Below are 23697 nucleotides of genomic sequence, written 5' to 3'. Positions count from 1 at the left end.
GCCACCTAACTTTTTATTTTACCAAAACGACGATCACGTTGTTGGTAAACAGCCAGGCATTGCAGGAAAATTTCTTCATCAAAATCGGGCCATTTTTCCTCAACAAAAAGCATCTCCGTATAAGCTAATTGCCATAATAAATAGTTACTCAGGCGAACCTCACCACTGGAACGAATCAAAAGGTCCGGATTTCGATATTCACCCAATGAAGCTGTTCGTAAGCTAGCATCCAATTTTTCTTCAGTGATGTCCTCTGCTTTGAGCTGTCCAGCTTTAACTTCCTTAGCCAAAATTTGACAGGCCTCGGTAATTTCTTGGCGACTGCCATAATTAAAGGCGACATTTAAAATTAATCCCGAATTCTGCTTGGTTTGTTCAATCGCTCGATCAATGGCCCGCACCGTTTTCTTCGGCAAGCCTTGGCGTGAACCTAGCATTTGAACTTGAATATTATTTGAAACGAGCTCCGGTAAAATATCATCATTTAAAACGCTTGGTAAATTCATCAGAAAGGAAACTTCTTTTTTAGGTCGCTTCCAGTTTTCTGTAGAAAAAGCATAAATCGTTAAAACTTTGACGCCAACTTGAACAGCAGCCTTACAAACACGTTTGATCGCATTTAAACCTTCGCGATGTCCCGCCGTGCGCGCTAAATTCCGTTCTTGGGCCCAACGACCATTGCCATCCATAATAATCGCAACATGTTTGGGAATAACTTTTTGAGGATCAAATTTTTGCTGGTGTACCATTATTTATCATCCGTTTCTCAATTCATTCAATCTATCTTAACGTCTATCTTAACATAAAAATTGACCAAATTAGCCCCCTTAGATAAACATGTTAGTGTCAAGCAATGCTCGGTCAATCATAAAGAACTCTATCTCGTATCTAATTATTCAAAAGTCACTTCGTTTTTGTGCTAAAGGACGCTGCGTTGAAAAGCAGTGGCACCGGCTTACGCTTCATAGAAGCTTACGCCTGACCGTCCTATTCTGGCTCTATGTCGTTGGTTAGGCCTCGCTACGCTCACCCTATCGGCACTCCGAGAGCCAGATATACGGACGGCCTGCTAACACTGCTAACGCAGGTCTTTAGCACGCACTCCGTGTCTTTTGGCGAAGCAGCTAACAAAATGTATGGTATAATTTCCCGACCATACTGCTTGACACTTCACTTGGAATCGTGCCCTGATGGGCACCACAAGAACTTTGTTGCGGCCTGTGACATAGTATTGCCCTAACAATCTCTGGATATTCGGGTATAAATGGGCTTGTATTAGCTTCAATATCTGATCGAACAGCTTCTTCAAAACAATGATTAGATTGAGCGGTGATAATGGCAGCCATTGCTGCTGCGCCTTGACGGGTCCAATTTCGTCCTTGCTTTTTCATGCGATAAGTATAAAGCCGATGGCCTGCTTCACAAACGCCACCGGAAAAATGGTTTGGTAAGCCTCGCTGCTCTGCTGGTTTAATGAGTAACCAATTCCTTTGAAGATAAGCTCTTAGAGCTTCAATTTCAGCCAAAAACTCCTGATGATGGTGCCAGCGACTTTCACAGGTCTCCAAAGTAACTTGAACTCCTTCGAAATCATAAGCCTTCACTTTTTTAATGACCAATTGACGTATTTTATGATCAAAAAATAGGCGCGTTCTGATTTTTTGAATGACATGAAATTTATCGCAGAAATGTTCATGCCGAAGGCATACCCCAATCATCTCGTTAAAATCTTCCTCCGTATAACCACTGCCACCATCCGAATTAGAAATCACAATCGTTTGATGTAAATCATAGTAGGAGTTAAGAAATCGGCTAACTTTTTCTCGAAGGGCTGCACTAGATTGAACAGAAGAAAAATAATGAGCTTGAATAAGTTGATGCCGCGAAGTGGATCGATCGACGCCTTCATAGAGAGTCACACGGTGTAGTTGAAGATGTTTTGTCCTTTTCCCTTTTTTCTTCTTCTTAGTGATTAAAAACCCATCCCCTTCAATGTACAGAAAAGGAACGGATCGTTTTTGAGAGTAAGCCAGTTCCTTCTCTTCTGCTTTTTTATTCTCAAAGCTTAAAATTTTTTGCCCAATTTCTTGAACAATATGATGTGCGGTCTGATGCGAAATACTAAAAGGCATTAAAGCATTGAAGGCTTCTGCAGTCGCACGAAAAGTTTGCTTCGTACAAAGCTGGGCAATTTTTTCTTTGACCTGAGAAGAAAGATGACTTCTTGCTTCTAGTCCTAAACACAAATCTAGGGGAAGAAAGCTAGAGTGACCTTCTTTTTTCATCCGACAGCGTCTGAAAGTGACGGCTCCAAACATAAAACATAGTGTTCGTGGTTCATAGCGAGCAATTTTCCAGCCTTCGGCTTGGTATCTTTGAATTAATTGCTGATCAAGTTGAGTAAAGGTCGCTGCAAGACATTCACAGCAAAAATTGCTTAATATCGGATAAACAAGATCTTCAAAGTCACCTAAAGATGAGCAATTTTCCGTCTTTTTTAGAATATCTGTGATAATATCATTCATGAGGACATCTTCTTTCTTTTTATTGTTCAACTTAAAGATAGATGTCCTTTTTTTTATTTTTCAAGTCTTACCGAGCATAATTTTACACTAAGGATAAACATAGCAATTAGAATTCTTACATGAAAAAAGCTCTCAGGAAGATCTTTCCAGAGAGCTGGCCCTTATTAAATTTGCTTAATCGTTTAAAATTTCAGCTTCTTTATCTTCTGCAATTTTTTCAAGGGAAGCGATACTTTGATCCGTTACCTGTTGAATTTCTTTTTCTAAACGACGTTGCTCATCTTCGGTAATGTCACTATTTTTCTCAGCTTCTTTCGCTTCGTCCATGGCATCACGCCGGATATTTCGGACCGAAATTTTAGCTTGTTCCAAATCTTTGCCGACAAGTTTCATTAACTCATTCCGGCGCTCTTGTGTTAGAGCGGGAATAGTCAAACGAATTTTTTCGCCATCGTTATTAGGCGTGATCCCCAAATCAGAAATTTGAATAGCTTGCTCAATCGCCTTAAGAGTCGATTTATCATAGGGTGTGACCAAAAGCATGCGCGGCTCCGGAACATTAATGGAGGCAATCGTCTGCAAAGGAGTTTCCGCCCCGTAATAATCCACAACAATGCCAGAAAGTAAGCTAGCATTCGCGACACCGGCTCGGATTCGTGCTAATTCATTTTGCAGGGATTCTTCCGACTTCTTCATTCTCTGTTCTGTATTTTTAATAATTTGCTTCATAAATGCTTACCCCTTTACTTTAGTACCAATCTCTTCACCCAGTACAACACGTTTGATATTACCAGGCTGATTCAGGTTAAAAACAACTAATTCCAAATCATTATCCATACTTAATGTCGTCGCTGTTGAATCCATGACACGCAAATCTTTATTAATCATATCAAGATGACTCAACTTATCGAATTTTTGAGCATTTTCATCTTTAATCGGATCTGCACTATAGACCCCATCGACACCATTCTTAGCCATTAAAATAACATCCGCATCGATTTCTGCTGCGCGCAAAGCGGAGGTGGTATCTGTTGAAAAGAAGGGATTCCCCGTCCCGCCGGAGAAGATTACAACCCGACCTTTTTCCAGATGGCGAATAGCCCGGAGACGAATATAAGGTTCCGCCACTTCACGCATTTCAATGGAAGTCTGCACGCGCGTTGGCACACCCACGTTTTCAAGGCAATCTTGCAGGCCCAGGGCATTCATAATCGTCGCTAGCATCCCCATATAATCTGCTTGCGCCCTTTCCATACCCATTTCTTCACCAGTTACGCCTCGCCAAATATTGCCACCACCGACAACAATAGCGATTTGAACCCCAAGTTCATGGACTTCTTTAATTTCTTTGGCAATGTCCTTCATAATTTTGGGACTAATGCCAAAACCATTTTCACCAGCCAGGGCTTCACCACTTAATTTTAAAACAACTCGATTATAGATAGGTTTTGCCATAATGTCTCCTTTTATCAGAAATACTTTGCATAAAGAAAGAGGTTGGCCTCCCAACCTCTTTTTACTTATCGAAAGATATTGGGCTTGACGTATATCAAATCGTGCTATTTACCCATCTCTTTTTGTACTTCAGCAGCAAAGTCATCTTGGCGTTTTTCGAGACCTTCACCGACTTCGAAACGTTCAAAGGCTTCAACTTTAGCATCTTTTGCCTTTAAGACGTCACCAACGGTCTGGTCACTATCAATTAAGTAGTCTTGGTCCACGAGGCAAATTTCACTGAAGAATTTACGCAAGCGTCCTTCAACCATTTTATGAACAATCTTTTCAGGTTTCCCTTCATTCAAGGATTGTTCAGTAAGCACTTCACGTTCATGCTCCACAACAGATTCTGGGACGTCCTCTTCAGAAATGTATTGTGGATTAATCCCACCAATATGCATGGCTACATTTTGGGCTAATTCTTGGTCGCCACCGGTTAATTTAACCAGGACACCAATTTTTCCGCCTAAGTGCAAGTAGCTACCAAAGAATTGCTCAGCATTTTTGGTATAAATTTCAAAGCGACGAACACTTAACTTTTCGCCGATTAAAGCAATTTGCTGGGAGACATAATCCTCTAATTTATCTCCATCAACGCTAACTTCTTTCATCGCTGTTTCAAGGTTTTCAGGCTCGGCATCTAGTAAAGCATTAGCAATTTTATCCAACATCGTTTGGAATTTTTCGTTTTTAGCCACAAAGTCTGTTTCAGAGTTCACTTCTAGAATAATGGCCTTATCTTCACGAGTAACCACTGTCGTTAAACCTTCGGCCGCAATACGTCCGGCTTTTTTAGCCGCTGAAGCTTGGCCGGTTTCACGTAAGTAGTCCACTGCTTTCTCCATATCACCATCAACCTCTTGTAAGGCACGTTTGGCATCCATCATGCCCACGCCAGTACGGTCGCGTAATTCTTTGACTTGTTTTGCACTAATAGCCATTTTACTACCTCCTGATAAATCGTAATATTCAGTGATAAAAGAGCTATCTTAAAAGGCATAGCTATTTCACTAGTCTGACCTTCATCAGATAGCTTTAAAAGCATTTACTTTTGCTTCAATTTTTTACTCTTCTTCTTTTTCTTCTTCATCAGCACCGGTCATTTTTTCAGCCATGGATGCTAATTCTTCATCAGAAACTTGACTTTCTTCCTCAGTTTCTTCTTCATCAATGATTTGACGGCCTTCAAGGCAGGCTTCTGCGATCGTTTGGGAAATTAATTTAATAGCCCGAATAGCGTCATCATTGGAAGGAATAACATAATCAATTTCATCAGGATCACAGTTGGTATCCACCATCGCAATGACTGGAATATCTAATTTACGTGCTTCACGAACTGCAATATATTCCTTGCGGGGATCCACAACAAAGACAGCATCGGGAAGTTTGCCCATGTCAGCAATCCCACCAAGGTTTTGGTAGAGTTTCGTCCGTTCACGGTTTAACTCTAAAACTTCTTTTTTAGGAAGAACATCAAATGTTCCATCTTCTTCCATACGATCGATATCCTTCATCCGTTGGATACGTTTTTGGATGGTTTGCCAGTTTGTTAGGGTCCCACCTAGCCAACGATGGTTAACATAGAATTGACCTGCACGTTTGGCTTCTTCTTCAATGGATTGTTGAGCTTGTTTCTTGGTTCCTACAAAAAGAACTTGTCCGCCTTCACTCACCAAGTCACGAACATAATTATAAACATTGTCAATGATTTTTACCGTTTGTTGCAAATCAATAATGTAAATGCCATTACGTTCGGTAAAGATATAAGGAGCCATCTTAGGGTTCCAACGACGTGTTTGGTGGCCAAAGTGCACACCAGCTTCTAAAAGTTGCTTCATACTTACTACTGTCATAATAATTCCTCCATTTGGTTTTATTCTGCCCCCGCTTAGCCAACGCGCTCAAATGAGAACCTTGCGCAGCAAACGACGGGGTGATTTTTGGTGTTAAACACACTGTATAAGTGTAGCACATTTTTAACAAAAAGCAAGCAGGAGCCTTAAAGAGGTTAGTGTCAAGCAATGCTCGGTCAATCATAAAGGACTCTATCTCGTATCTTATTATTCAAAAGTCACTGCGTTTCTGTGCTAAAGGACGCTGCGTTGAAAAGCAGTGGCACCGGCTTACGCTTCATTGAAGCTTACGCCTGACCGTCCTATTCTGGCTCTATGTCGTTGGATAGGCCTCGCTACGCTCACCCTATCGGCACTCCGAGAGCCAGATATACGGACGGCCTGCTAACACTGCTAACGCAGGTCGTTAGCACGCACTCCGTGTCTTTTGGCGAAGTAGCTAACAAAATGTATGGCATAATTTCCCGACCATACTGCTTGACACCTCGCTTGGAATCGTGCCCTGATGGGCACCACAAGAACTTTGTTGCGGCCTGTGACTTAGTATTGCCCTAACAATCCCTGGATATTCGGGTATAAATGGGCTTGTATTAGCTTCAATATCTGATCGAACAGCTTCTTCAAAACAATGATTAGATTAGGCGGTGATCATAGCAGCCATCGCTGCTGCGCCTTGATGGGTCCAATTTCGTCCTTGCTTTTTCATACGATAAGTATAAAGCCGATGGCCTGCTTCGCAAACGCCACCGGAAAAATGGTTCGGTAAGCCTCGCTGCTCTGCTGGTTTAATGAGTAGCCAATTCCGCTCAAGATAAGCTCTTAGAGCTTCAATTTCAGCCAAAAACTCCTGTTGATGGTGCCAGCAACTTTCACAGGTCTCCAAAGTAACTTGAACCCCTTAGAAATCATAAGCTTTCACTTTTTTAATGACCAATTGACGTATTTTATGATCAAAAAATAGGCGCGTTCTGATTTTTTGAATGACATGAAATTTATCGCAGAAATGTTCATGCCGAAGGCATACCCCAATCATCTCGTTAAAATCTTCCTCCGTATAACCACTGCCACCATCCGAATTAGAAATCACAATCGTTTGATGTAAATCATAGTAGGAGTTAAGAAATCGGCTAACTTTTTCTCGAAGGGCTGCACTAGATTGAACAGAAGAAAAATAATGAGCTTGAATAAGTTGATGCCGCGAAGTGGATCGATCGACGCCTTCATAGAGAGTCACACGGTGTAGTTGAAGATGTTTTGTTCTTTTCCCTTTTTTCTTCTTCTTAGTGATTAAAGCCCCATCCCCTTCAATGTACAGAAAAGGAACGGATCGTTTTTGAGAGTAAGCCAGTTCCTTCTCTTCTGCTTTTTTATTCTCAAAGCTTAAAATTTTTTGCCCAATTTCTTGAACAATATGATGTGCGGTCTGATGCGAAATACTAAAAGGCATTAAAGCATTGAAGGCTTCTGCAGTCGCACGAAAAGTTTGCTTCGTACAAAGCTGGGCAATTTTTTCTTTGACCTGAGAAGAAAGATGACTTCTTGCTTCTAGTCCTAAACACAAATCTAGGGGAAGAAAGCTAGAGTGACCTTCTTTTTTCATCCGACAGCGTCTAAAAGTGACGGCACCAAACATAAAACATAGTGTGCGTGGTTCATAGCGAGCAATTTTCCAGCCTTCGGCTTGGTATCTTTGAATTAATTGCTGATCAAGTTGAGTGAAAACCGCTGCAAGACATTCACAGCAAAAATTGCTTAATATCGGATAAACAAGATCTTCAAAGTCACCTAAAGATGAGCAATTTTCCGTCTTTTTTAGAATATCTGTGATAATATCATTCATGAGGACACCTTCTTTCTTTTTTTTGATCAACTTAAAGATAGATGTCCTTTTTTTATTTTTCAAGTCTTACCGAGCATAATTTTACACTAAGCTTAAAGAGCTTAAATGCTCTAAAAACAGGCCCTAGTCAGCTTGCCGCCAAACTGACATTTTCGCTTCTAGCTCTTCAAAGGTTCTCTCAACTTTCTCAGTAATAGCTGCTTCATCTTCAGCCGTTAAGCGACGTTTGTCTGGAAGTTTGATCGGCGCGCCAACTTCAACAGCGACTCGCTTTTCTTTTTTCCAACTGAATAAATCCTTAATGGCAATGGGGCCTTGGTAAACAACCGGAAGAATGGGAACCTTACCGAGTTGCGCAAGCATGAGGTAGCCTGCCTTCATTTCATCTGAAAAACGTGAACCTGTGGGGAAAATGCCCACCAGTTCTTGATTTTTTAGGTAATTTAAACTTGTTTTCATGGTTTTTCGACTGGGCTTCTCCCGATTAACCGGAATAACTCCCACGTGTCGAATCAACCACCCGATGACTGGAAGCTGAAGCAATTCCTGTTTAGCAATAAAATGAATTTGGCGGGGAGAAAGGGTCATCGCCAAGAATATTGGGTCTAGCATACTTCGATGAGGGGCAATTACGAGATAAGTCTGCTTTTCATCATATTCAGGCGAAATTCCTTCGTAACGTTTGCCATTGACGATGCGAATGATGAAAGCAAGAACAACAACGAAAAAACGATACATAATGACCCGACTTTCTTAATTATTTCGATTTTCTTGATAGGTTTGCAAGCGATACATATCATAATAGATGCCTTTTTGCTTAAGAAGCGCTTCATGATTGCCCGCCTCCGCGATTTCTCCATCGCGTAAAACATAGATACAATCAGCATCCCGAATGGTCGATAAGCGGTGGGCAATCATGATCGTGGTCCGCCCTTCACGCATTTTCTTTAAGCCATCTTGGATAATCAATTCCGTTTCGGTATCAATATTAGAAGTTGCCTCATCTAAAATCAGAATCTTAGGTTGCCGAATGATGGTACGGGCAAAGCTTAATAACTGTTTTTGCCCGATGGAGAAGGCTTTCCCACCTTCAATCACCCGGGCATGATACTTGCCATCTAGTTCTTCAATAAACTGATTAGCATTAACAAATTGAGCCGCTTCTTTCACGTCTTCATCGGAATAATCACCGTGAAGGCGAATATTTCCTGCTATGTCACCGTAAAACATAAAGCTGTCCTGCAAAACCAAGCCCACATTGCGGCGCAATTCTTTTATCGGAATCTCTTCAATAGGTTGTCCATCGATTAACACTCGGCCTTGTTGGAATTGATAGAAGCGCATTAAGACGTTAATGATTGAACTTTTCCCTGAACCTGTATGCCCCACAAAAGCAATAGTTTGCCCGGCGTCTGCTTTTAGGCTGATGTCATGTAAAATTTCGTTTTTACCATCATAAGCAAAGGAGAGATTTTTGATAGCAATTTCTCCCTCTGTAATTCTACCATTAGCATGGGGCAAGGCTTCGGGCGCATCATCATCACGATTTAAGATATTTTGAATTCGCCAGCCCGACACTAGGCCGTCCTGGTAAATACTTAAGCTATCCATCATGCCGCCTATCGGGTGGAAAAAGGCTTTAGAGTAAGAGGCAAAAGCATAAATGACCCCAATATCCACGGCTAAGCCACTAAGATACTGGCGGCCAGCAAGCCAAATAACGATCACTAGGACGATCCCTTCAATCAAGTTGATGGCGGGCATTAAAAGTAAAGCGTTCATCTTGAACATATTTTTTCTCGCCACCACATAAGCTTGGTTGACATCATCGAACTCTTGGGCCATCCGTTTTTCTTGATTAAAAAATTGGATAATATCCATGCCGGCGATGGATTCACTGAGCTTGGCATTCAAGCGACTGAGCGCTTGACGCATTTTTTGGTAAATGATCGTACTAAAACGTTGGTATATCCACACTAAAAGAATCATCACGGGCGTAAAACTGACTACAATAGTGGCAATTTTTGTATTTAAGCTAAACATGGCAATGGCAATTGACACTGCATTAAAGATCCCATCAAAAAAGCTTAAAAATACTCGCCAAAATTCCTTCACCGTTTCCGTATCATTAGTCACCCGGGAGACAATGGAACCCGTTGGCACTTGGTCGAAAAACCGCATGCCCAGGTTCACTACTTTATGGTAGAGACGGTTTCGCATGCGACTAACCGTGTGTTCGGAAGCCATATTAAAGGAATAATCTTCAATATAGACGAAAAGCATTTTTAAGATGACTAGTCCTAAGTAGGTTAAGGCGGCGCGGGTAGTTTGCGAGTAGCTTCCTTCCCCACCGTTCACGACTTGGTCAAGGTAGCGCTGGATAACAATCGGCAAATAGGCTGTAATCATCGCAACAAAAATCATACAGACAAAGGCTAGTAGGAAGGAGGGCCAAAATTTTCGTGCATAGCTGAACATATGCTTCAATATTTGCACCTGTTCTTTAAAGCTAAAAGAAAATTTAGTTTTTCTGTTCTCCATGGTCTTCCCCTCCTTTTTCGGTGACTTCCTTTTGAAGTTGTTGCTCATTATACATGTCGTAGTACCAGCCCTGTTCCGCCATCAAATCTTCGTGCTGGCCGCGCTCTACTACATGCCCATCTTCTAAGACTAAGATCTCATTAGCATTCATTATCGCACTCATCCGATGGGTGGCAATTAGGGTGGTTTTGTCCTGGCGGGCAGCGGTGAGATTTTTAAGAATTTGGGCCTCCGTGCTGGCATCAACGGCCGACAAAGAGTCATCTAAAATTAAATATTCAGGTTCAGTCGCCAAAGCCCGGGCAATCGCTAAACGCTGCTTTTGGCCACCGGATAAGGAAACCCCCTTCTCTCCCACTCGCGTATCATAACCTTCTGAGAAGTTTAAGATATCCTCATGGACATCAGCTAATTTAGCGTATTTAATGACTTCCTCATCAGATAAGTCCGGGGCACCAAAGCGAATATTATCGCGAACAGTTGCTGAGAAGAGGAAATTTTCTTGGGGAACATAGCCGATACTATTGGCCAAAGCATCTAAGCTAAAGGCCTTAATATCCTGGCTTCCATATTGAATGCTCCCTTGGTAATTATCATATTCTCTATTTAGTAGTTTGAAAATTGTTGATTTCCCTGCCCCAGTTTTCCCTACCAGCCCTAAAGTTCGTCCGGCAGGTAAATGGAAATGAACATTTTCTAATTCAGGATGATCGGGCGCATCGGGATAAGCAAATTCAGCAATAGAAAAGCTGATATCTCCGGCTGGTGTTTGGCTAATGGGTTCATCTGCTTCAATAATATGTGAAGTTTCAGAAAGCAATTCAGCAATCCGGTCCCAAGAAGCATTGCCGCGCTCCATCGTATTAACCAAGCGACCTACCGCCAGCAAAGGCCAAGCCATCATTGATAGGTAACTAAAATAGGAAACTAACTGTCCTACCGTGATGCGACCCTGGTAGATAAACATGGTCCCGAAAAATAAGGTTAAAACATAAGTTAAGCCAGTAATCCCATCGATAACCGGCCGGTAAGCTGCATCAACTTGGTGCACTTTTCGATTCTGGTCCACCACATTGGTTGTGTTAACCATGAAATCTTCATGGTCATCAGCTTCCTCACCAAAAGTTTTAATTACTTTAATTCCTGCCACACTCTCATTCACTTGGTCATTCATCTGTGAGAAGGCCTGTAAACTTAAGCGAAAACGTCGATTGATAATAGAGCCCAGATAGCGAGCGGCGATCACCAGCAAAGGAAAGGGTAGAATGGTGTATAGGGTCAATTTCCAATCAATCAAAAATAGCATGCTGCACAAGGTGATCCCACCCTGAAAAGTCGAATCAGCCAAGGTCAAAATGCCGCCACCAGCGACGAAGCGCAAAGCCGCCAGGTCATTCGTCGCATGGGCCATTAAGTCTCCCGTACGATAGCGGTGGAAAAACTGGCTATCCATGCGGGTGAAATGTGCAAAAAGACGATTTCTCATAATGGACTCGAGCAGAGTTGAATTCCCGAAAATAGAAATTCGCCAAACATAACGCAAGCCATACATAATCAGGGTACAAGCCAGCAGCAGTAAAACTTGCTGAATCAGTCCTGCCCCCGTGATGGTTTTTTGCGCCATTTGGTCAATCACACGTCCTAAGATTAAAGGCGTAATACTGGAAAGTGCAGCGGTGATCCCCAACGCCAAGACACCAATGAGGTAAGTTTTCCAACGTAATTTGAAAAACCAACCTAACTTTTTAAAAATTTGAAACATAGGCTCCCCCCATATGAACAGTTAGCTCTTATTTTTTCTTGTGACTTCCTTTCATTTGCTTCGTAATTTGACGAACACGCTTTTCGGATGGTTTTTGTCCCATCGAGCCTAGCATTTGACGAATCATATCTTCATTAATAGGAGAGTTTTTAGCGAAGTAATCGTCCATCGTCTTTCTGGCCAAGTAAAGGCCCAATAAACCACCAAGCACAAAAGCAATAATTACAATTAAAATCCAATATCCTGTTGCCATTAAAAATTCCTCCTATTCTTCAGGTAAAATGGTATTGCAGAAGACATCTTGAACATCATCATCGTCTTCTAATTTGTCAATTAATTCCATTATTGTGTCCTTATCTTCTTCAGGTAAGGGTAAGTAAGTTTTAGGCACGCGGGTTAATTCTGCTGACTCCAACTTGAAGCCTTGCTTTTCAAGCTCATCACGAACATTGCCAAAATCTTCAGCAGCTGTATAAATTTCAAAAACTTCATCTGATGTTTTCAAATCTTCGCCACCAGCCTCAAGGACGGCCATCAACATATCATCCTCACTCATATCAAGGCCCTCACGTTGAATAGCCATGTAGCCCTTGCGGTCAAAAAGGAATGCTACGGAGCCACTTTCACCTAGGGTCCCGCCATTTTTATTGAAAATTGTACGAATATTGGTCAAGGTTCGATTCGTATTATCGGTTAAAGTATCAACGAGAATGGCAATACCGTCTGGGCCATAACCTTCATAGGTCACTTCATCATAGTTTTCGCCGTCCGTTTTATTCATGCCCTTGTCAATAGCCCGTTCCACATTACTTTTAGGCATATTGGCACTTTTAGCTTTATCCATCGCCATCCGCAAAGCAGGGTTAGCATCAGGATCTTCGCCGCCTGATTTAACAGCCATGTAAATTTCCCGCGATAATTTTTGGAAAATTTTTGCCCGTTTGGCGTCTTCCACACCTTTAATATTTTTTACTTTACTCCATTTATTATGTCCAGCCATATTTATGGGCCTCCCTTTAATTTGAATATTTACAATACAAAAATTTTATCAAAAGCTCAAATGATAAGCAAACAATTGTCCCCTATACCACACTAGCCTTAGAATGGCAGAATATGGAAAAAGGGCCCAGATCATTGGACCCTTTGCGGCTTGCTTTCAGTTCTTTACCGCGTGGAATCGCGATAGACAATCTTATAAGGAAGAACATTATCAATCGTCAGATCATCTTCATCTTCAATCTCTTCGCCCATCAGTTTCGTCAATAAGCGCATTGCCACCGCTCCAATATCATATAAAGGAGGAGCAATACTGGACAGTTGTGGATGAACAATCTCTGTTAAAATCGAATTGTTAGATGATACTAAACCAAAATCATCTGGGATTTTAATGCCTTGGGCTTGCAGGTGATTGACAATACTGGTTGCTAATTCATCCCCAATAACAACGCAAGCATCGGCCTTAGAGTTCAATAACTGCTCAGCAATTTCCTTGCCCGCTTTGTAGCGAGAATTCTTAGCGGTGAACACGAGATCCTCCGTCAAAGTCATGCCATGATTTTGCAGGCCTTTCAGGTAGCCGGAGAAGCGCCCAGGTTGGTTTTTCTCTTGATATTCCTTAGAAGAAACGTAAGCAATATGCTGGTAGCCGGAATCCGCTAGCTGATCCACAACTTCACTGACCGCTTCCTCATAGTTAATATGGACCGATGGCAATTTACCTTCTGGGTCCTTAACCCCTGCTAAGACCACCGGCGTGCGACTGCGGTCAAATTCGCGACGGGCACTATTGGTCAGGGCATGCCCTAAATAAACAACCCCATCAACTTGCCGTGAGAGGATATCATTAATCACTTTTTCTTCGCGACCATGGTCCGCATTCCCCATAATAATATTGTACTTGTACATCGTGGCCACATCATCAATACCCAGTGCAAAAGAACTGAAGTATTGATTCGTAATATCTGGAATGATAACCCCGACGGTCGTGGTTTTCTTGCTGGCCAAGCCACGCGCAACGGCATTAGGCCTGTAGTCAAGTTCTTCAATAACTTTTAATACTTTTTCCCGCGTAGATGGTTTCACGTTGACATTACCATTCACTACCCGCGAAACGGTTGCCATGGAAACATCAGCCTCTCTGGCAACATCATAAATCGTGACGGATTGTTTTTTCATAATATCCTCCTTGACAAAGCTCTAGAGCGGAAGCAATTTAAGCTTTCCCTAGTACTTAGAATGATACGTTCAAATGCTGAATTCTATAGCTTTAAATATAACAAATTTTCAGCCAAACTGCAAGCGTTTACCAGCTAAAACATTAATAATAAACGATGAGCGACTCTTTTACTATTATGACATAAAGGCTTTCAAAAATAAAAGTACCCGCTTGGGTACTTTTAAAGAGAACATGCAAAGTCTACCATTATTTTTTGGCATTTTTCTTAGCTTTATCCTTAACTTCTTCCGTTTTGGCTTCAGCTTCTTTTTTGCCTTCTTTAAGTTCTTTTTTGGCTTCTTTGCCTGCTTTTTTAGCCTCTTTGCCCGCTTCTTTAGCGGAATCCTTTACTTCTTCACTGGTTTCATCGTAAGCTTTGGCAATTTTGTCCTTCGCTTCGTGGTAGTTATCGTTAATATCTTCACCTGTTTTTTCCAATTGATCTTTAATGGTGTCGGCACTTTCCTTAAGATTAATACGAATATCTTCAGCAGTTTCAACAGCCGTATCATAAATCGCACTGCCTTTTTGGTAGGCAATATCGCGGTAATCTAAGGCGGCGTCACGAGCTAATTGGGCTTGTTTGTTTAAATCCTTGCGTAATTCGTCACCTGATTTTGGAGCAAAGAGCAAGGCCGTCACTGCCGCTGCTCCCCCACCAATAATGGCTCCTAGTAAAAATGCTCCTACATTACTATTATCTTTACCCATGATTATACTCCCTTTCTAAAATGTTTTTACTTCAGATTCTTCACGCGCTTTTTTAATTTTATGATTGTCTTTTAGGCGCCTGGCTGTTTCACCAAGTCGGCTCAAGCCTTTCATCTTATCAGCAGTCATCTGATCCGAAATAGGTTCATAGCTGGGCGACTGAACTTTTGTTTTCACTTTTTCTACCGAGTCATTGGCAGAATTGGTAATATTTAATACCAAATCACGTGTCGCGCCATTAACTTCTGATAGTGAGAGTCCCACATCACCAACCGCTGTGAAGAGTGGATCAATTTTTGCCACTTTGTAATTGACATCATCCAATAAGGTATTGCTCTTATTGAGTAGCCCTTGCGCTTCTAAGGACAAGCCGTCCACGTCTTTCTTTAGGATCGCTAAGGTCTTGGTGACTTCGTCAACCGTTTCTGTGACACTATCAATGGTTTTTGTCAGACTCCTGATAAACAGGACAATAAAAATTACTAAAATTAGAAAAGCAATGGCAGCAATAATCGCTGCTGCCCCTCCCCAAGTCATTTTGTGCATCACCTCTTTTTTTTAAAAATAAACTTTTTAAGTAACTAACCATAATAATAGCACGCTTCCAACTCAATTTCAAAGGATATAATTAAGGAAATGTTTTAAAAGCTCAGCCAAATAGTCTACAATAACTATTAAAGTAAAGGAGATGATTTCATGGCTAAATTACGGCAACTTTTTGTACACTATTTTCAATCGATAAATTACGAAATGCTTCTCGAAAAGCTAGTGAGCGTCGGCCTTAAATTAATCTTAACCACCCTTCTGCTCACCATTATTTATCGAATTATCTACAAGAGTGTAGCTTATTATTACGATCGTATGGCGCAAAGAGAAGAGCAAGCTCAACGGCAGCTCACGCTAAAAAAACTGGTCCTCAATATCATTCAATATACCTATTATTTTGTGCTCATTTATTCCATTCTTGCTCTTTTAGGTATTCCTGTTGCTACGCTGATGGCTGGTGCTGGGGTAGCGAGTGTGGCCATCGGGATTGGCGCGCAGGGCTTAGTTAACGATATCGTGAATGGCTTTTTCATTCTTATGGAACACCAATTTGATGTGAAAGATGCTGTTATCATTAATGGCTATGAGGGTGAAATTCATGCGTTGGGCATGCGGACAACAGTGATTAAGGATTGGGAAGGGCAAATGCATTTTATCTCCAACCGCAACATCACCGATGTTTCTAACCTTTCTCGCTATCCACTGCGAATTGATGTCGACCTGCAAATTTACCCGGATACAGACACGGAAAAAATGCTTACCTGTGTCGATCGGCGTTTAAAAGCCTTGGCCCCTCACGAGCTACTCGCCCAAGAGCCTAATAACCTAGGCGTCTATAAAAACTCCGCTGGTCAATTGATTTACCGCGTACGTCTCTTTGCGATGCTTGATGATATGATCCCGGCCCAGGCGACTTACTACCGTGAAATTATTGACGCCTTAAAAGCAGACAATATCCCCATTCCAGGGAATCAAAAATTCTTGGAAAACTTATTGGAAGCACGAATTTCTGCTTACCAAGGCGATAAAGATAATTAGAGATACAAAAAACAACAGCGACGAAAATGAACTGACCCCTGTCAAGTAGACAGGTAAATAAATAAAATATTTGTTTTTGCCATGTATGATATTTTATCATACATGGTTTTTTGATGGGATCCTTAAGCCCATTCGCAGTGTGACGCGCTTGGTATTGTAGAAGTCAATATATTGGTTAATATCAGACGCTAACTCCTCAAAGGTTTGATAAGCCTTTAAGCGATACATTTCTTCCTTAATAGTCCCAAAGAAGGCTTCCATAGGGCCATTGTCAATACATTTTCCAGCTCTCGACATACTCTGAATCACCTGATGCTTGTCCACAAAATTTTTGAAGAAGTGTGAGGTATATTGAAAGCCACGATCACTATGAATAAGAGTTTGCTTGGGTTTCATACGAGCCTTAATTTGACCGATGGTCTGCCGGACTAATTCGTTATTATTATGCTTAGAAAGTTGGAATGCCACAATTTTCTTAGCCCCATAGTCGAGAATCGCACTGAGGTAAGCTTTTGCGCCAAAGCCATATTTAAACTCGGTAACATCTGTTAATAAGACTTCCATGGGCGGATATTCCTTTTGAAATTCTCTATTCAAAATATTTTCGGCCTCATGGGAGGGAAGATGTGGCTTATAACGGTAACGTTTACGACGGATCACCGCTTTTAAGTCTAACAGTTGCATCAAGCGTTGCACGCATTTGTGATTGACTTTGGCGTTAAGAAAATGATTTAAATAGATCGTAATGCGACGATAGCCATAAACCCCCTGATGTTCTTTATAAACAGAAATAATCCATTTGATCAGTTGCCTCAGACGCTTTTCAGAAGCTGTTGGCTTTCGGTTTCGCCATTTATAGTAGCTTGAACGACTAAGGCCTAGAGCCTCACATAAGTGAGTTACTCGGTATCCTTCTTGCTGGAGTTTTTGGACCGTTTGAAAATCTGCTTCATACTGTGTTCGCGTAACATCAACTCTCTTTCCACTTCTTTTAACTTTTTTAAGGCTGCATTCTCTGTTTCTAAGTATTCATTGCGAGCTTTCAAGGCTGCATATTTTGCGCGTATTTTTTCAGTTTCTGTTTGGATCGCCGCAGGTTTTCCACGACCTCGGCCATCAAACAAGCCGTCTGGCCCATGTTGTTGATATTTTTGGACCCAGGAGTAAACATTATGGTAGGAGACTTGATATTTCTCAGCTGTTTCTTTATAAGATAGGCCGTTGGCCAGACAGTCTTTAACAATTTTAATTTTTTCTGCATGAGTCGTTTTTCTGCTTTTCATCGTATACACCTCGGGGTTAGGAGAATAACTTTTGACTGCTTCCCCTCTAGTATACTTCATCAACCAATTTCTAACAGTGGAATGTGATGGGATATTATATCTTCGAGCTAATTGTTTAATTGGAACGCCTTCAACAAGGTGCTCATTCACAACAGCCAGTTTAAAGTCCTTACTATAGTTATTATTCTTGACATGGGATTGGATGCCTTGGCGACCATGGATTTGATATTTTAAGACCTTGTCATAAAAAACAGAATGAGACAATCTTAAACCATGATACTGACACAATTTTTGATAGCTTATCCCTTTTTTAAGGTACTTATCAATATATCGTTCGAGCTCCTCAACCGAGTGTTTACAATTTGAACGCATAAAAATTCCCCCTAAGTAGTTTTACTTTTTTAAGTGTCTACTTTAGGGGGAGCATATCAAAAACCGCTGTTGTTTTTATTTCACTAATTCATCAAGCAATTCGTGATTTTTGGTATAGAAATGAACTTCAATTCCCAGCGGCTGCCAGTCTACGATGGCATAAGTCGGATGGGAAATTGGACCGCGCGGTTGGGAAATACTGCCTGGATTTAAAGCCGACACAGCTCCTTCGACATAGGTTGCGATATGCGAATGGCCAAATAAAGCCAAGTCACAGTCTGCTTCCCGAGCGGCTTCCTGTAAGCGAGCCATTCCCATTTTAACTTGATAGAGATGCCCATGGGTTAAAAATATTTTTCCTTCCGGCAATTCCAAAATACGGCGTTTAGGAAAAGCGGCCAAGTCGCAATTCCCCTGGACCGTTTGGTAAATTTCCCAAAGGCCGTGGTTAAGCGGTAATTGGGAATCCCCACAGTGAAGAAAGTAATCACAAGTAGCCTGATAGCGACGATACAACTCGGAGAGAATATTCACTTCCGTATGGCTATCACTGACAACTAGCAATTTGGTCATTAAAATAACCGCCCTTTCTGAAGATCTGCTTCCAATAATTCTAGGGCTTTTCCACGATGGCTCAGGGCATTTTTTTCTGCCATTGAGAGTTCAGCCAAGGTTTTAGCCTTTTCGGGTACTAGGAAAAGAGAATCGTAGCCAAAGCCAAGATCGCCGCGTTCTTCTTCAGTAATGCGGCCGGCCAGCGTACCTTCATATTGGCCCATTAATTCGCCAGCAGGATTAACAACGACTAGGCAGCAGCGAAAGCGGGCTTGACGTTTTTCAGCGGGTACCCCAGCGAGTTCCAACAGTAACTTTTCCCGGTTCTTTTCATCATCATGATCAAGGCCAGCATAACGAGCCGAATAGATTCCCGGAGCACCATTTAAGGCTTCAACCTCAAGGCCAGAATCATCAGCTACTGTAAAGCAGGCTAATTGTTTTGCTACTGTTTGGGCTTTAAGCAGCGCATTTTCAAAAAAACTTTGGCCAGTTTCTTCAATTTCCCCCAATTCGGGGTAGGCACTTAGCGTTTCTATCTCATAGCCAAAGGGTTTGAAAAGCGCCGCAAATTCCTTCGCTTTTCCCTCATTATGCGTAGCAATTGTAATTTTAGGCATTTATTTTTCCTCCAAAGCTTCTAAGGTGATATAGTTTGCGCTAATCTGTTCACCGAGCCACTCGTAGGCGATGTAATTAAATAATTTGACAGAACCGGTGGTATAAAATTGAGCAGAAGGCTTCTTAGAACCTGTGTCGTTCAATTTTAAACGATCAAGGTAAAAGGAAACTTCCCCGATAGCCTCCTGGCCGGGGTTCACTAAGGCGACCTCTTCACCCATATATTTTTGAATCAAATCACTCAACAGGGGGAAATGCGTACAGCCTAAAATTAAGGTATCTAATTGCCTGCTCTTCAATGGCAGTAAGGTCTTGGCCACTGTTTTTTTAGCCACAGCACTTTTTATTTCGCCACTTTCTACTAAGTTGACAAAACTGGGACACGCTAGGGAATGAATCCTTAATTGGGGATTTTTTTGCGTTAAGGCATTTTGATATTGTTTTGAAACAATGGTTGCTTCGGTTCCGATAATTCCAACGCCTTGCTTTGTCGTCATGCGCATCGCTCCGCGAGCCCCTGGGTCAATCATCCCGACCACTGGAATATCTAACTCGGCTTGTAAATGTTCAAAGCAAACCGCAGTGGCCGTGTTACAGGCAATCACCAGAAGTTTGATATTTTTCTTAAGAAGAAACCCCACCAATTGCATAGTGAAGCGAGCAATTTCTTCGCTCGATCTAGGGCCATAAGGGCAGCGCGCATTATCACCAATGTAAATAAAGCTTTCTTTAGGCAATTGCTTCTGCATTTCCTTAACCACTGTAAGTCCTCCGACACCAGAATCTAAAAATCCAATGGGCTGATTCATCGCGTCCCTCCTTAAACACCTTGAGTATACAAAATTATATTGATTTTTTAAAGCAAAGGGGTAAAGGCAGCTATTGACAAGGAATATTCATGATATAATAAACAGAATACTTAATGATCACAGGTGAGGTAAATGCTATTAAACTCTAAACTTATCCAGGACTGGAGTCAAAAAATAATGGATAAAGCACCCCAGTCCGCTTCTTTAGCCAGTCAGTTTCTGGAAGAAGTGGTGCGACTTTCTCCCACGCAGAATATCCAAAAGCATTTGACCAAGGAAAAGATCAAATTGGCTTTTTCTATGCGGCCGATGACTTATGATATGACCCAGGTTTATATGCTTTGTCCCGTTGAAAAAAACACTTTAGGCTCCCTGACCTACTATTCCTGGGGAGCTCTTAAGGAAGAAGCGCAATGCATTATTATTTACCTGCATGGGGGCGGCTACATTCTTCAACCCAAGCTGCCTCATTTTCTGCTATTAAACGAGCTCACCGAAGCTTTAAAGAAAAATTGTCATTTTGTCTTCCCCATCTACCCCAAAGCGCCAGACTATCAATTTGAAGAAGCCTACCAGAAACTACTCGCCCTCTATGAAAAATATCTCACTGAAGTAGGTAAGCGGAAATTCGTTTTCATGGGAGACTCAGCGGGAGCCACTCTAGCACTGGGGTTATGCTATGCCGCCCGAGCAGAAAAACTGCCGAGTCCCCATCGGCTAGAAATTTACTCTCCTTGGTTAGATCTGAAAAACCGCCACCTCCAGCAGGAAAAAGAAGCAGAGCAAGATGTCCTGCTTAACTTACATAGTATGCGCTTGGCAGGCGAATTATGGCTGGGCAGCGGCCAAGCGGATGACCCGCGGGTGAGTCCTTTATTTGCAGACCCTGAGCTTTTGCCACCCGTTGATCTCTTTGTCGGAACTCATGATCTCCTATTCCCTGACGTTTGCCAATACGCTAAAAAGTTGGCAGCAGCCCAAAAACTTGCGAGCTTTACCAAGGCACCGAAGGGTCCTCATGATTATGCCTTGCTCCCCACGCCAGAGGGCATTTTAGCTCGCCAAAAAACGATTGACCAGGTGCAAAAAATGCTCAGGGAAACTTAGCGGCCGACTTCTAATTGCTCTAATACGATCTCAAAACGAGCCGGGAGAGCACTCGTAAAATGAAGGGCTTCCTTCGTTTTCGGATGTCTAAAAGCGAGTTCGCGTGCATGCAATAACTGCCCAGCAGAATAGAAAAATTCCTGCTTGTGGTCACTGGCATAGAGGGGATCATCCACCACCGGATGGCCCATAGCACGCAAGTGAACCCGAATCTGATGGGTCCGCCCCGTCAGCAATTTTAATTTCAACAAGGAATAACCAGTATATTGTCGGAGCCGTTCAAAGTGAGTCTCAGCAAAGCGACCGTGAGCATTGACCTCATAGGCCAAGCGATTAACCGGTTGGCGCTTAATTTTACCCTTTAATATCCCTCGCTCCCGCCCTACTTCACCGTAAACTAAGGCCCAATAATAGCGATGCACGGCTTGCTGCTGGAGCATCTTGGTTAGGGCTTCGTAGCTAGGCTGGGTTTTAGCCACTAGCAATAAGCCGCTCGTATCCTTATCCAGGCGGTGCACAATACCTGGCCTAAAATGAGCAGAACCAGGGGCCAATTGGCTACCTTCTTCCTCAACATGCGCTAATAAAGCATTCACGAGGGTATCGGTTTCCCCTTGGAGAGTAGGATGGACCAGCATCCCCTGGGGTTTATTGACAACTATTAAATCCTGATCTTCATAAAGGATCGTTAAGGGCAGCTTTCGTGGCTTTAAAACAACGGCTTTTTTGTCCAGAGTAAACAGGTCTTCTGGCTGCCATTGAATTTGGTCTTGGACCTGCAATCGATAACTGGGCTTAACACTCTTGTTTTCATTAACGTAAACTTTATGCTCTAAAATAGCTTTTTTAATTTGCGCACGGCTCAATGCCTTTGCCTCCTTGGCCAAAAAGGCATCCAAGCGCTGGCCTGCTTCAGCTTGGGTAATTTGATAGTTTGCTTTAGCCATTTCTTTTCTCCCTGAATTCAGCATAAAGCATGCTTATCATAAGAATGAGCACCCCAATGGTTAAGCAAGCATCAGCAAAGTTAAAAACGGGAAAATTGATAAAATCGAAGCGGAACATATCAATCACATAATGGAGACGCAAGCGATCGATAAAATTTCCGACAGCTCCTCCAGTCATCAAGCTGATACCTAAAGCCAAGACAGGTTCTGCTTTGCCTTCTTTATGCAAGGTGTAGAGAAGAAAGGCTAAGACGAGAGCCGTGATCACAAAAAAGACGCCCATTTTACCTGAAAGAATTCCCCAAGCCGCGCCGTCATTTTGTATATACTGGAGGGAAAAAATATGAGGTAAGAGGGTCCATTGCTCGCCTAAAGCTAGGAATTCGGTCGTCAAGCCTTTGATTAATTGATCCAAAAAAATAATGACCGCAATAATAAAGTAATAGATAAACATTTAAACTTCTATACCTGCCCCTCTTTTTGCCAGCTGGTCAGCTTCGTCATTATAACGATGATTGGAGTGCGCTTTTACTTTGATGAAATTAATTTTAAGGACGGGCAAATGACTCTGCATGAAAGCTTGATATTGCTGGGTCCATTGATTCTTAGCGCGCCACTCCCCAGTTACCCACTTTTCAATTCCCTCATAATCATAGTACAAATTAAAGACGGCATAGCCTTCCTTCTTAGCATAAGCGACTGCCCGCATGGCAGCGGCCAATTCACCCGCTACATTACGCATTTTCCTCACATCTGTACTGCCCTGGCCAAAAAAAGTTTCTTTTTGCCCATCCGGTTTCAAAATCAGACCCCCATAGCCGTAATGGCCGGTGTCTTTATTATAACTACCATCAATATAAATTGCTAGATCCCGAGTTTCAGCATTTGCTCCCAGTGATTGAGCTAAATAGGCTTCTGCTTGGGCTTTTGAAGTGAACTTTTTATATTCAGCACCAGAAAAACCTTTCACTTGGGCTTCACACTCTGGCCAAGTGGAATATAAACCGGGCTTGCGGCCTTCTCGAACGGCATAAATCGTCATCCCTATCACCCTTAAAAAAAGACCGATCCATTACGGAACGGTCCTCATTGATAAGCGGGTGACGAGAATCGAACTCGCGACGATAGCTTGGGAAGCTACTGTTTTACCACTAAACTACACCCGCAAAATGTCTACTTCTATAGTGTAGCACAGAATTGCTGGTCCGACAAGTCATATTTCAGCATTGTTAGTGTCAAGCAATGCTCGGTCAATCATAAAGAACTCTATCTCGTATCTAATTATTCAAAAGTCACTTCGTTTTTGTGCTAAAGGACGCTGCGTTGAAAAGCAGTGGCACCGGCTTACGCTTCATAGAAGCTTACGCCTGACCGTCCTATTCTGGCTCTATGTCGTTGGATAGGCCTCGCTACGCTCACCCTATCGGCACTCCGAGAGCCAGATATACGGACGGCCTGCTAACACTGCTAACGCA

General features: G+C 42.2%; 25 protein-coding genes, 1 tRNA gene and 1 pseudogene. 2 read left to right on the top strand and 25 right to left on the bottom strand.

Annotated features, from left to right (window positions below; all coding sequences use genetic code 11):
* Window positions 1–5: 5 nt before the first annotated feature.
* The 16 genes from uppS to WF803_RS08305 form a co-directional block, all read right to left on the bottom strand.
* A complete protein-coding gene (gene uppS, locus WF803_RS08380; protein ID WP_489611023.1) occupies window positions 6–749 on the bottom strand; it encodes an undecaprenyl pyrophosphate synthase in 744 nt (247 codons plus the stop codon).
* Window positions 750–1124: 375 nt separating this feature from the next.
* Window positions 1125–2555 carry an ISLre2 family transposase gene (locus WF803_RS08375; RefSeq protein WP_489610749.1) on the bottom strand — a complete coding sequence of 477 codons (1431 nt, stop codon included), beginning with the start codon at window positions 2553–2555 and terminating at the stop codon, window positions 1125–1127.
* A 144-nt stretch (window positions 2556–2699) separates the two neighbouring features.
* On the bottom strand, window positions 2700–3254 hold the full coding sequence (gene frr, locus WF803_RS08370; RefSeq protein WP_489611022.1) for a ribosome recycling factor: 555 nt from the start codon (window positions 3252–3254) through the stop codon (window positions 2700–2702).
* Between the two features lie 6 nt (window positions 3255–3260).
* Window positions 3261–3980 carry a UMP kinase gene (gene pyrH / locus WF803_RS08365; RefSeq protein ID WP_489611021.1) on the bottom strand — a complete coding sequence of 240 codons (720 nt, stop codon included), beginning with the start codon at window positions 3978–3980 and terminating at the stop codon, window positions 3261–3263.
* Between the two features lie 104 nt (window positions 3981–4084).
* The gene (gene tsf / locus WF803_RS08360; protein ID WP_489611020.1) at window positions 4085–4963 is read right to left on the bottom strand and encodes a translation elongation factor Ts; all 879 of its coding nucleotides are present in this window, start codon (window positions 4961–4963) and stop codon (window positions 4085–4087) included.
* A gap of 123 nt (window positions 4964–5086) precedes the next feature.
* Window positions 5087–5875, bottom strand: coding sequence for a 30S ribosomal protein S2 (rpsB, locus tag WF803_RS08355; RefSeq protein WP_489611019.1), 789 nt, complete (start codon window positions 5873–5875; stop codon window positions 5087–5089).
* A 637-nt stretch (window positions 5876–6512) separates the two neighbouring features.
* Complete coding sequence (locus WF803_RS08350; protein ID WP_489611018.1) at window positions 6513–6758, bottom strand: hypothetical protein; 246 nt, start codon at window positions 6756–6758, stop codon at window positions 6513–6515.
* 15 nt (window positions 6759–6773) lie between these two features.
* Window positions 6774–7745, bottom strand: a complete 972-nt coding sequence (locus tag WF803_RS08345) for a UPF0236 family transposase-like protein (RefSeq protein WP_489611017.1) — start codon at window positions 7743–7745, stop codon at window positions 6774–6776.
* A 93-nt stretch (window positions 7746–7838) separates the two neighbouring features.
* Window positions 7839–8453: a lysophospholipid acyltransferase family protein gene (locus WF803_RS08340; RefSeq protein ID WP_489611016.1), complete on the bottom strand. Its 615-nt coding sequence runs from the start codon at window positions 8451–8453 to the stop codon at window positions 7839–7841.
* A gap of 15 nt (window positions 8454–8468) precedes the next feature.
* Window positions 8469–10256, bottom strand: coding sequence for an ABC transporter ATP-binding protein (locus WF803_RS08335; protein ID WP_489611015.1), 1788 nt, complete (start codon window positions 10254–10256; stop codon window positions 8469–8471).
* The gene (locus WF803_RS08330; RefSeq protein ID WP_489611014.1) at window positions 10237–12018 is read right to left on the bottom strand and encodes an ABC transporter ATP-binding protein; all 1782 of its coding nucleotides are present in this window, start codon (window positions 12016–12018) and stop codon (window positions 10237–10239) included. Before WF803_RS08330 ends, WF803_RS08335 begins: the two co-directional genes overlap by 20 nt.
* 28 nt (window positions 12019–12046) lie before the next feature.
* Window positions 12047–12271: a YneF family protein gene (locus WF803_RS08325; RefSeq protein WP_489611013.1), complete on the bottom strand. Its 225-nt coding sequence runs from the start codon at window positions 12269–12271 to the stop codon at window positions 12047–12049.
* A 12-nt stretch (window positions 12272–12283) separates the two neighbouring features.
* The gene (locus tag WF803_RS08320; protein WP_489611012.1) at window positions 12284–13018 is read right to left on the bottom strand and encodes a YebC/PmpR family DNA-binding transcriptional regulator; all 735 of its coding nucleotides are present in this window, start codon (window positions 13016–13018) and stop codon (window positions 12284–12286) included.
* Between the two features lie 164 nt (window positions 13019–13182).
* Window positions 13183–14193: a substrate-binding domain-containing protein gene (locus tag WF803_RS08315; protein ID WP_489611011.1), complete on the bottom strand. Its 1011-nt coding sequence runs from the start codon at window positions 14191–14193 to the stop codon at window positions 13183–13185.
* A gap of 247 nt (window positions 14194–14440) precedes the next feature.
* Window positions 14441–14944, bottom strand: a complete 504-nt coding sequence (locus WF803_RS08310; protein WP_489611010.1) for a YtxH domain-containing protein — start codon at window positions 14942–14944, stop codon at window positions 14441–14443.
* Window positions 14945–14959: 15 nt separating this feature from the next.
* Window positions 14960–15481, bottom strand: coding sequence for a DUF948 domain-containing protein (locus WF803_RS08305; protein WP_489611009.1), 522 nt, complete (start codon window positions 15479–15481; stop codon window positions 14960–14962).
* Between the two features lie 159 nt (window positions 15482–15640).
* Here WF803_RS08305 and WF803_RS08300 point away from each other — a divergent pair, with 159 nt between their 5' ends.
* Window positions 15641–16528, top strand: coding sequence for a mechanosensitive ion channel family protein (locus WF803_RS08300; RefSeq protein WP_489611008.1), 888 nt, complete (start codon window positions 15641–15643; stop codon window positions 16526–16528).
* 96 nt (window positions 16529–16624) lie between these two features.
* Here the strand turns inward: WF803_RS08300 and WF803_RS08295 are convergent, their stop codons facing one another.
* The 5 genes and pseudogenes from WF803_RS08295 to racE all read right to left on the bottom strand — a co-directional run bounded on the left by WF803_RS08295 (window position 16625) and on the right by racE (window position 20168).
* Window positions 16625–17557 carry an IS3 family transposase gene (locus WF803_RS08295; protein WP_489611886.1) on the bottom strand — a complete coding sequence of 311 codons (933 nt, stop codon included), beginning with the start codon at window positions 17555–17557 and terminating at the stop codon, window positions 16625–16627.
* Window positions 17558–17595: 38 nt separating this feature from the next.
* Window positions 17596–18183 (bottom strand): annotated as a pseudogene (locus tag WF803_RS08290) (transposase); the annotation flags it as partial.
* Window positions 18184–18258: 75 nt separating this feature from the next.
* Window positions 18259–18756 carry a YfcE family phosphodiesterase gene (locus WF803_RS08285; protein WP_489611007.1) on the bottom strand — a complete coding sequence of 166 codons (498 nt, stop codon included), beginning with the start codon at window positions 18754–18756 and terminating at the stop codon, window positions 18259–18261.
* Window positions 18756–19358, bottom strand: a complete 603-nt coding sequence (locus WF803_RS08280) for an XTP/dITP diphosphatase (protein ID WP_489611006.1) — start codon at window positions 19356–19358, stop codon at window positions 18756–18758. The genes WF803_RS08285 and WF803_RS08280 overlap by 1 nt, the downstream gene beginning before the upstream one ends.
* Window positions 19359–20168, bottom strand: a complete 810-nt coding sequence (gene racE / locus WF803_RS08275; protein WP_489611005.1) for a glutamate racemase — start codon at window positions 20166–20168, stop codon at window positions 19359–19361. It lies immediately after the preceding gene.
* 177 nt (window positions 20169–20345) lie between these two features.
* Here racE and WF803_RS08270 point away from each other — a divergent pair, with 177 nt between their 5' ends.
* Entirely contained in the window at window positions 20346–21275 is a 930-nt protein-coding gene (locus WF803_RS08270) for an alpha/beta hydrolase fold domain-containing protein (protein WP_489611004.1), read from the top strand.
* Here the strand turns inward: WF803_RS08270 and WF803_RS08265 are convergent.
* The 4 genes from WF803_RS08265 to WF803_RS08250 form a co-directional block, all read right to left on the bottom strand.
* Complete coding sequence (locus tag WF803_RS08265) at window positions 21272–22222, bottom strand: RluA family pseudouridine synthase (protein WP_489611003.1); 951 nt, start codon at window positions 22220–22222, stop codon at window positions 21272–21274. The two genes, WF803_RS08270 and WF803_RS08265, sit on opposite strands and share 4 nt — an antisense overlap.
* Window positions 22215–22676, bottom strand: coding sequence for a signal peptidase II (gene lspA / locus WF803_RS08260; protein ID WP_489611002.1), 462 nt, complete (start codon window positions 22674–22676; stop codon window positions 22215–22217). The genes WF803_RS08265 and lspA overlap by 8 nt, the downstream gene beginning before the upstream one ends.
* A complete protein-coding gene (locus WF803_RS08255; RefSeq protein WP_489611001.1) occupies window positions 22677–23264 on the bottom strand; it encodes a ribonuclease H1 domain-containing protein in 588 nt (195 codons plus the stop codon).
* A 53-nt stretch (window positions 23265–23317) separates the two neighbouring features.
* A tRNA-Gly gene (locus tag WF803_RS08250) sits at window positions 23318–23388 on the bottom strand.
* Window positions 23389–23697 lie beyond the last annotated feature (309 nt).

This window comes from Aerococcus sp. BD502 (assembly GCF_057919555.1).
Note: the sequence above shows the minus strand (reverse complement) of the source record. Positions and strands in the feature narration are given on the sequence as shown.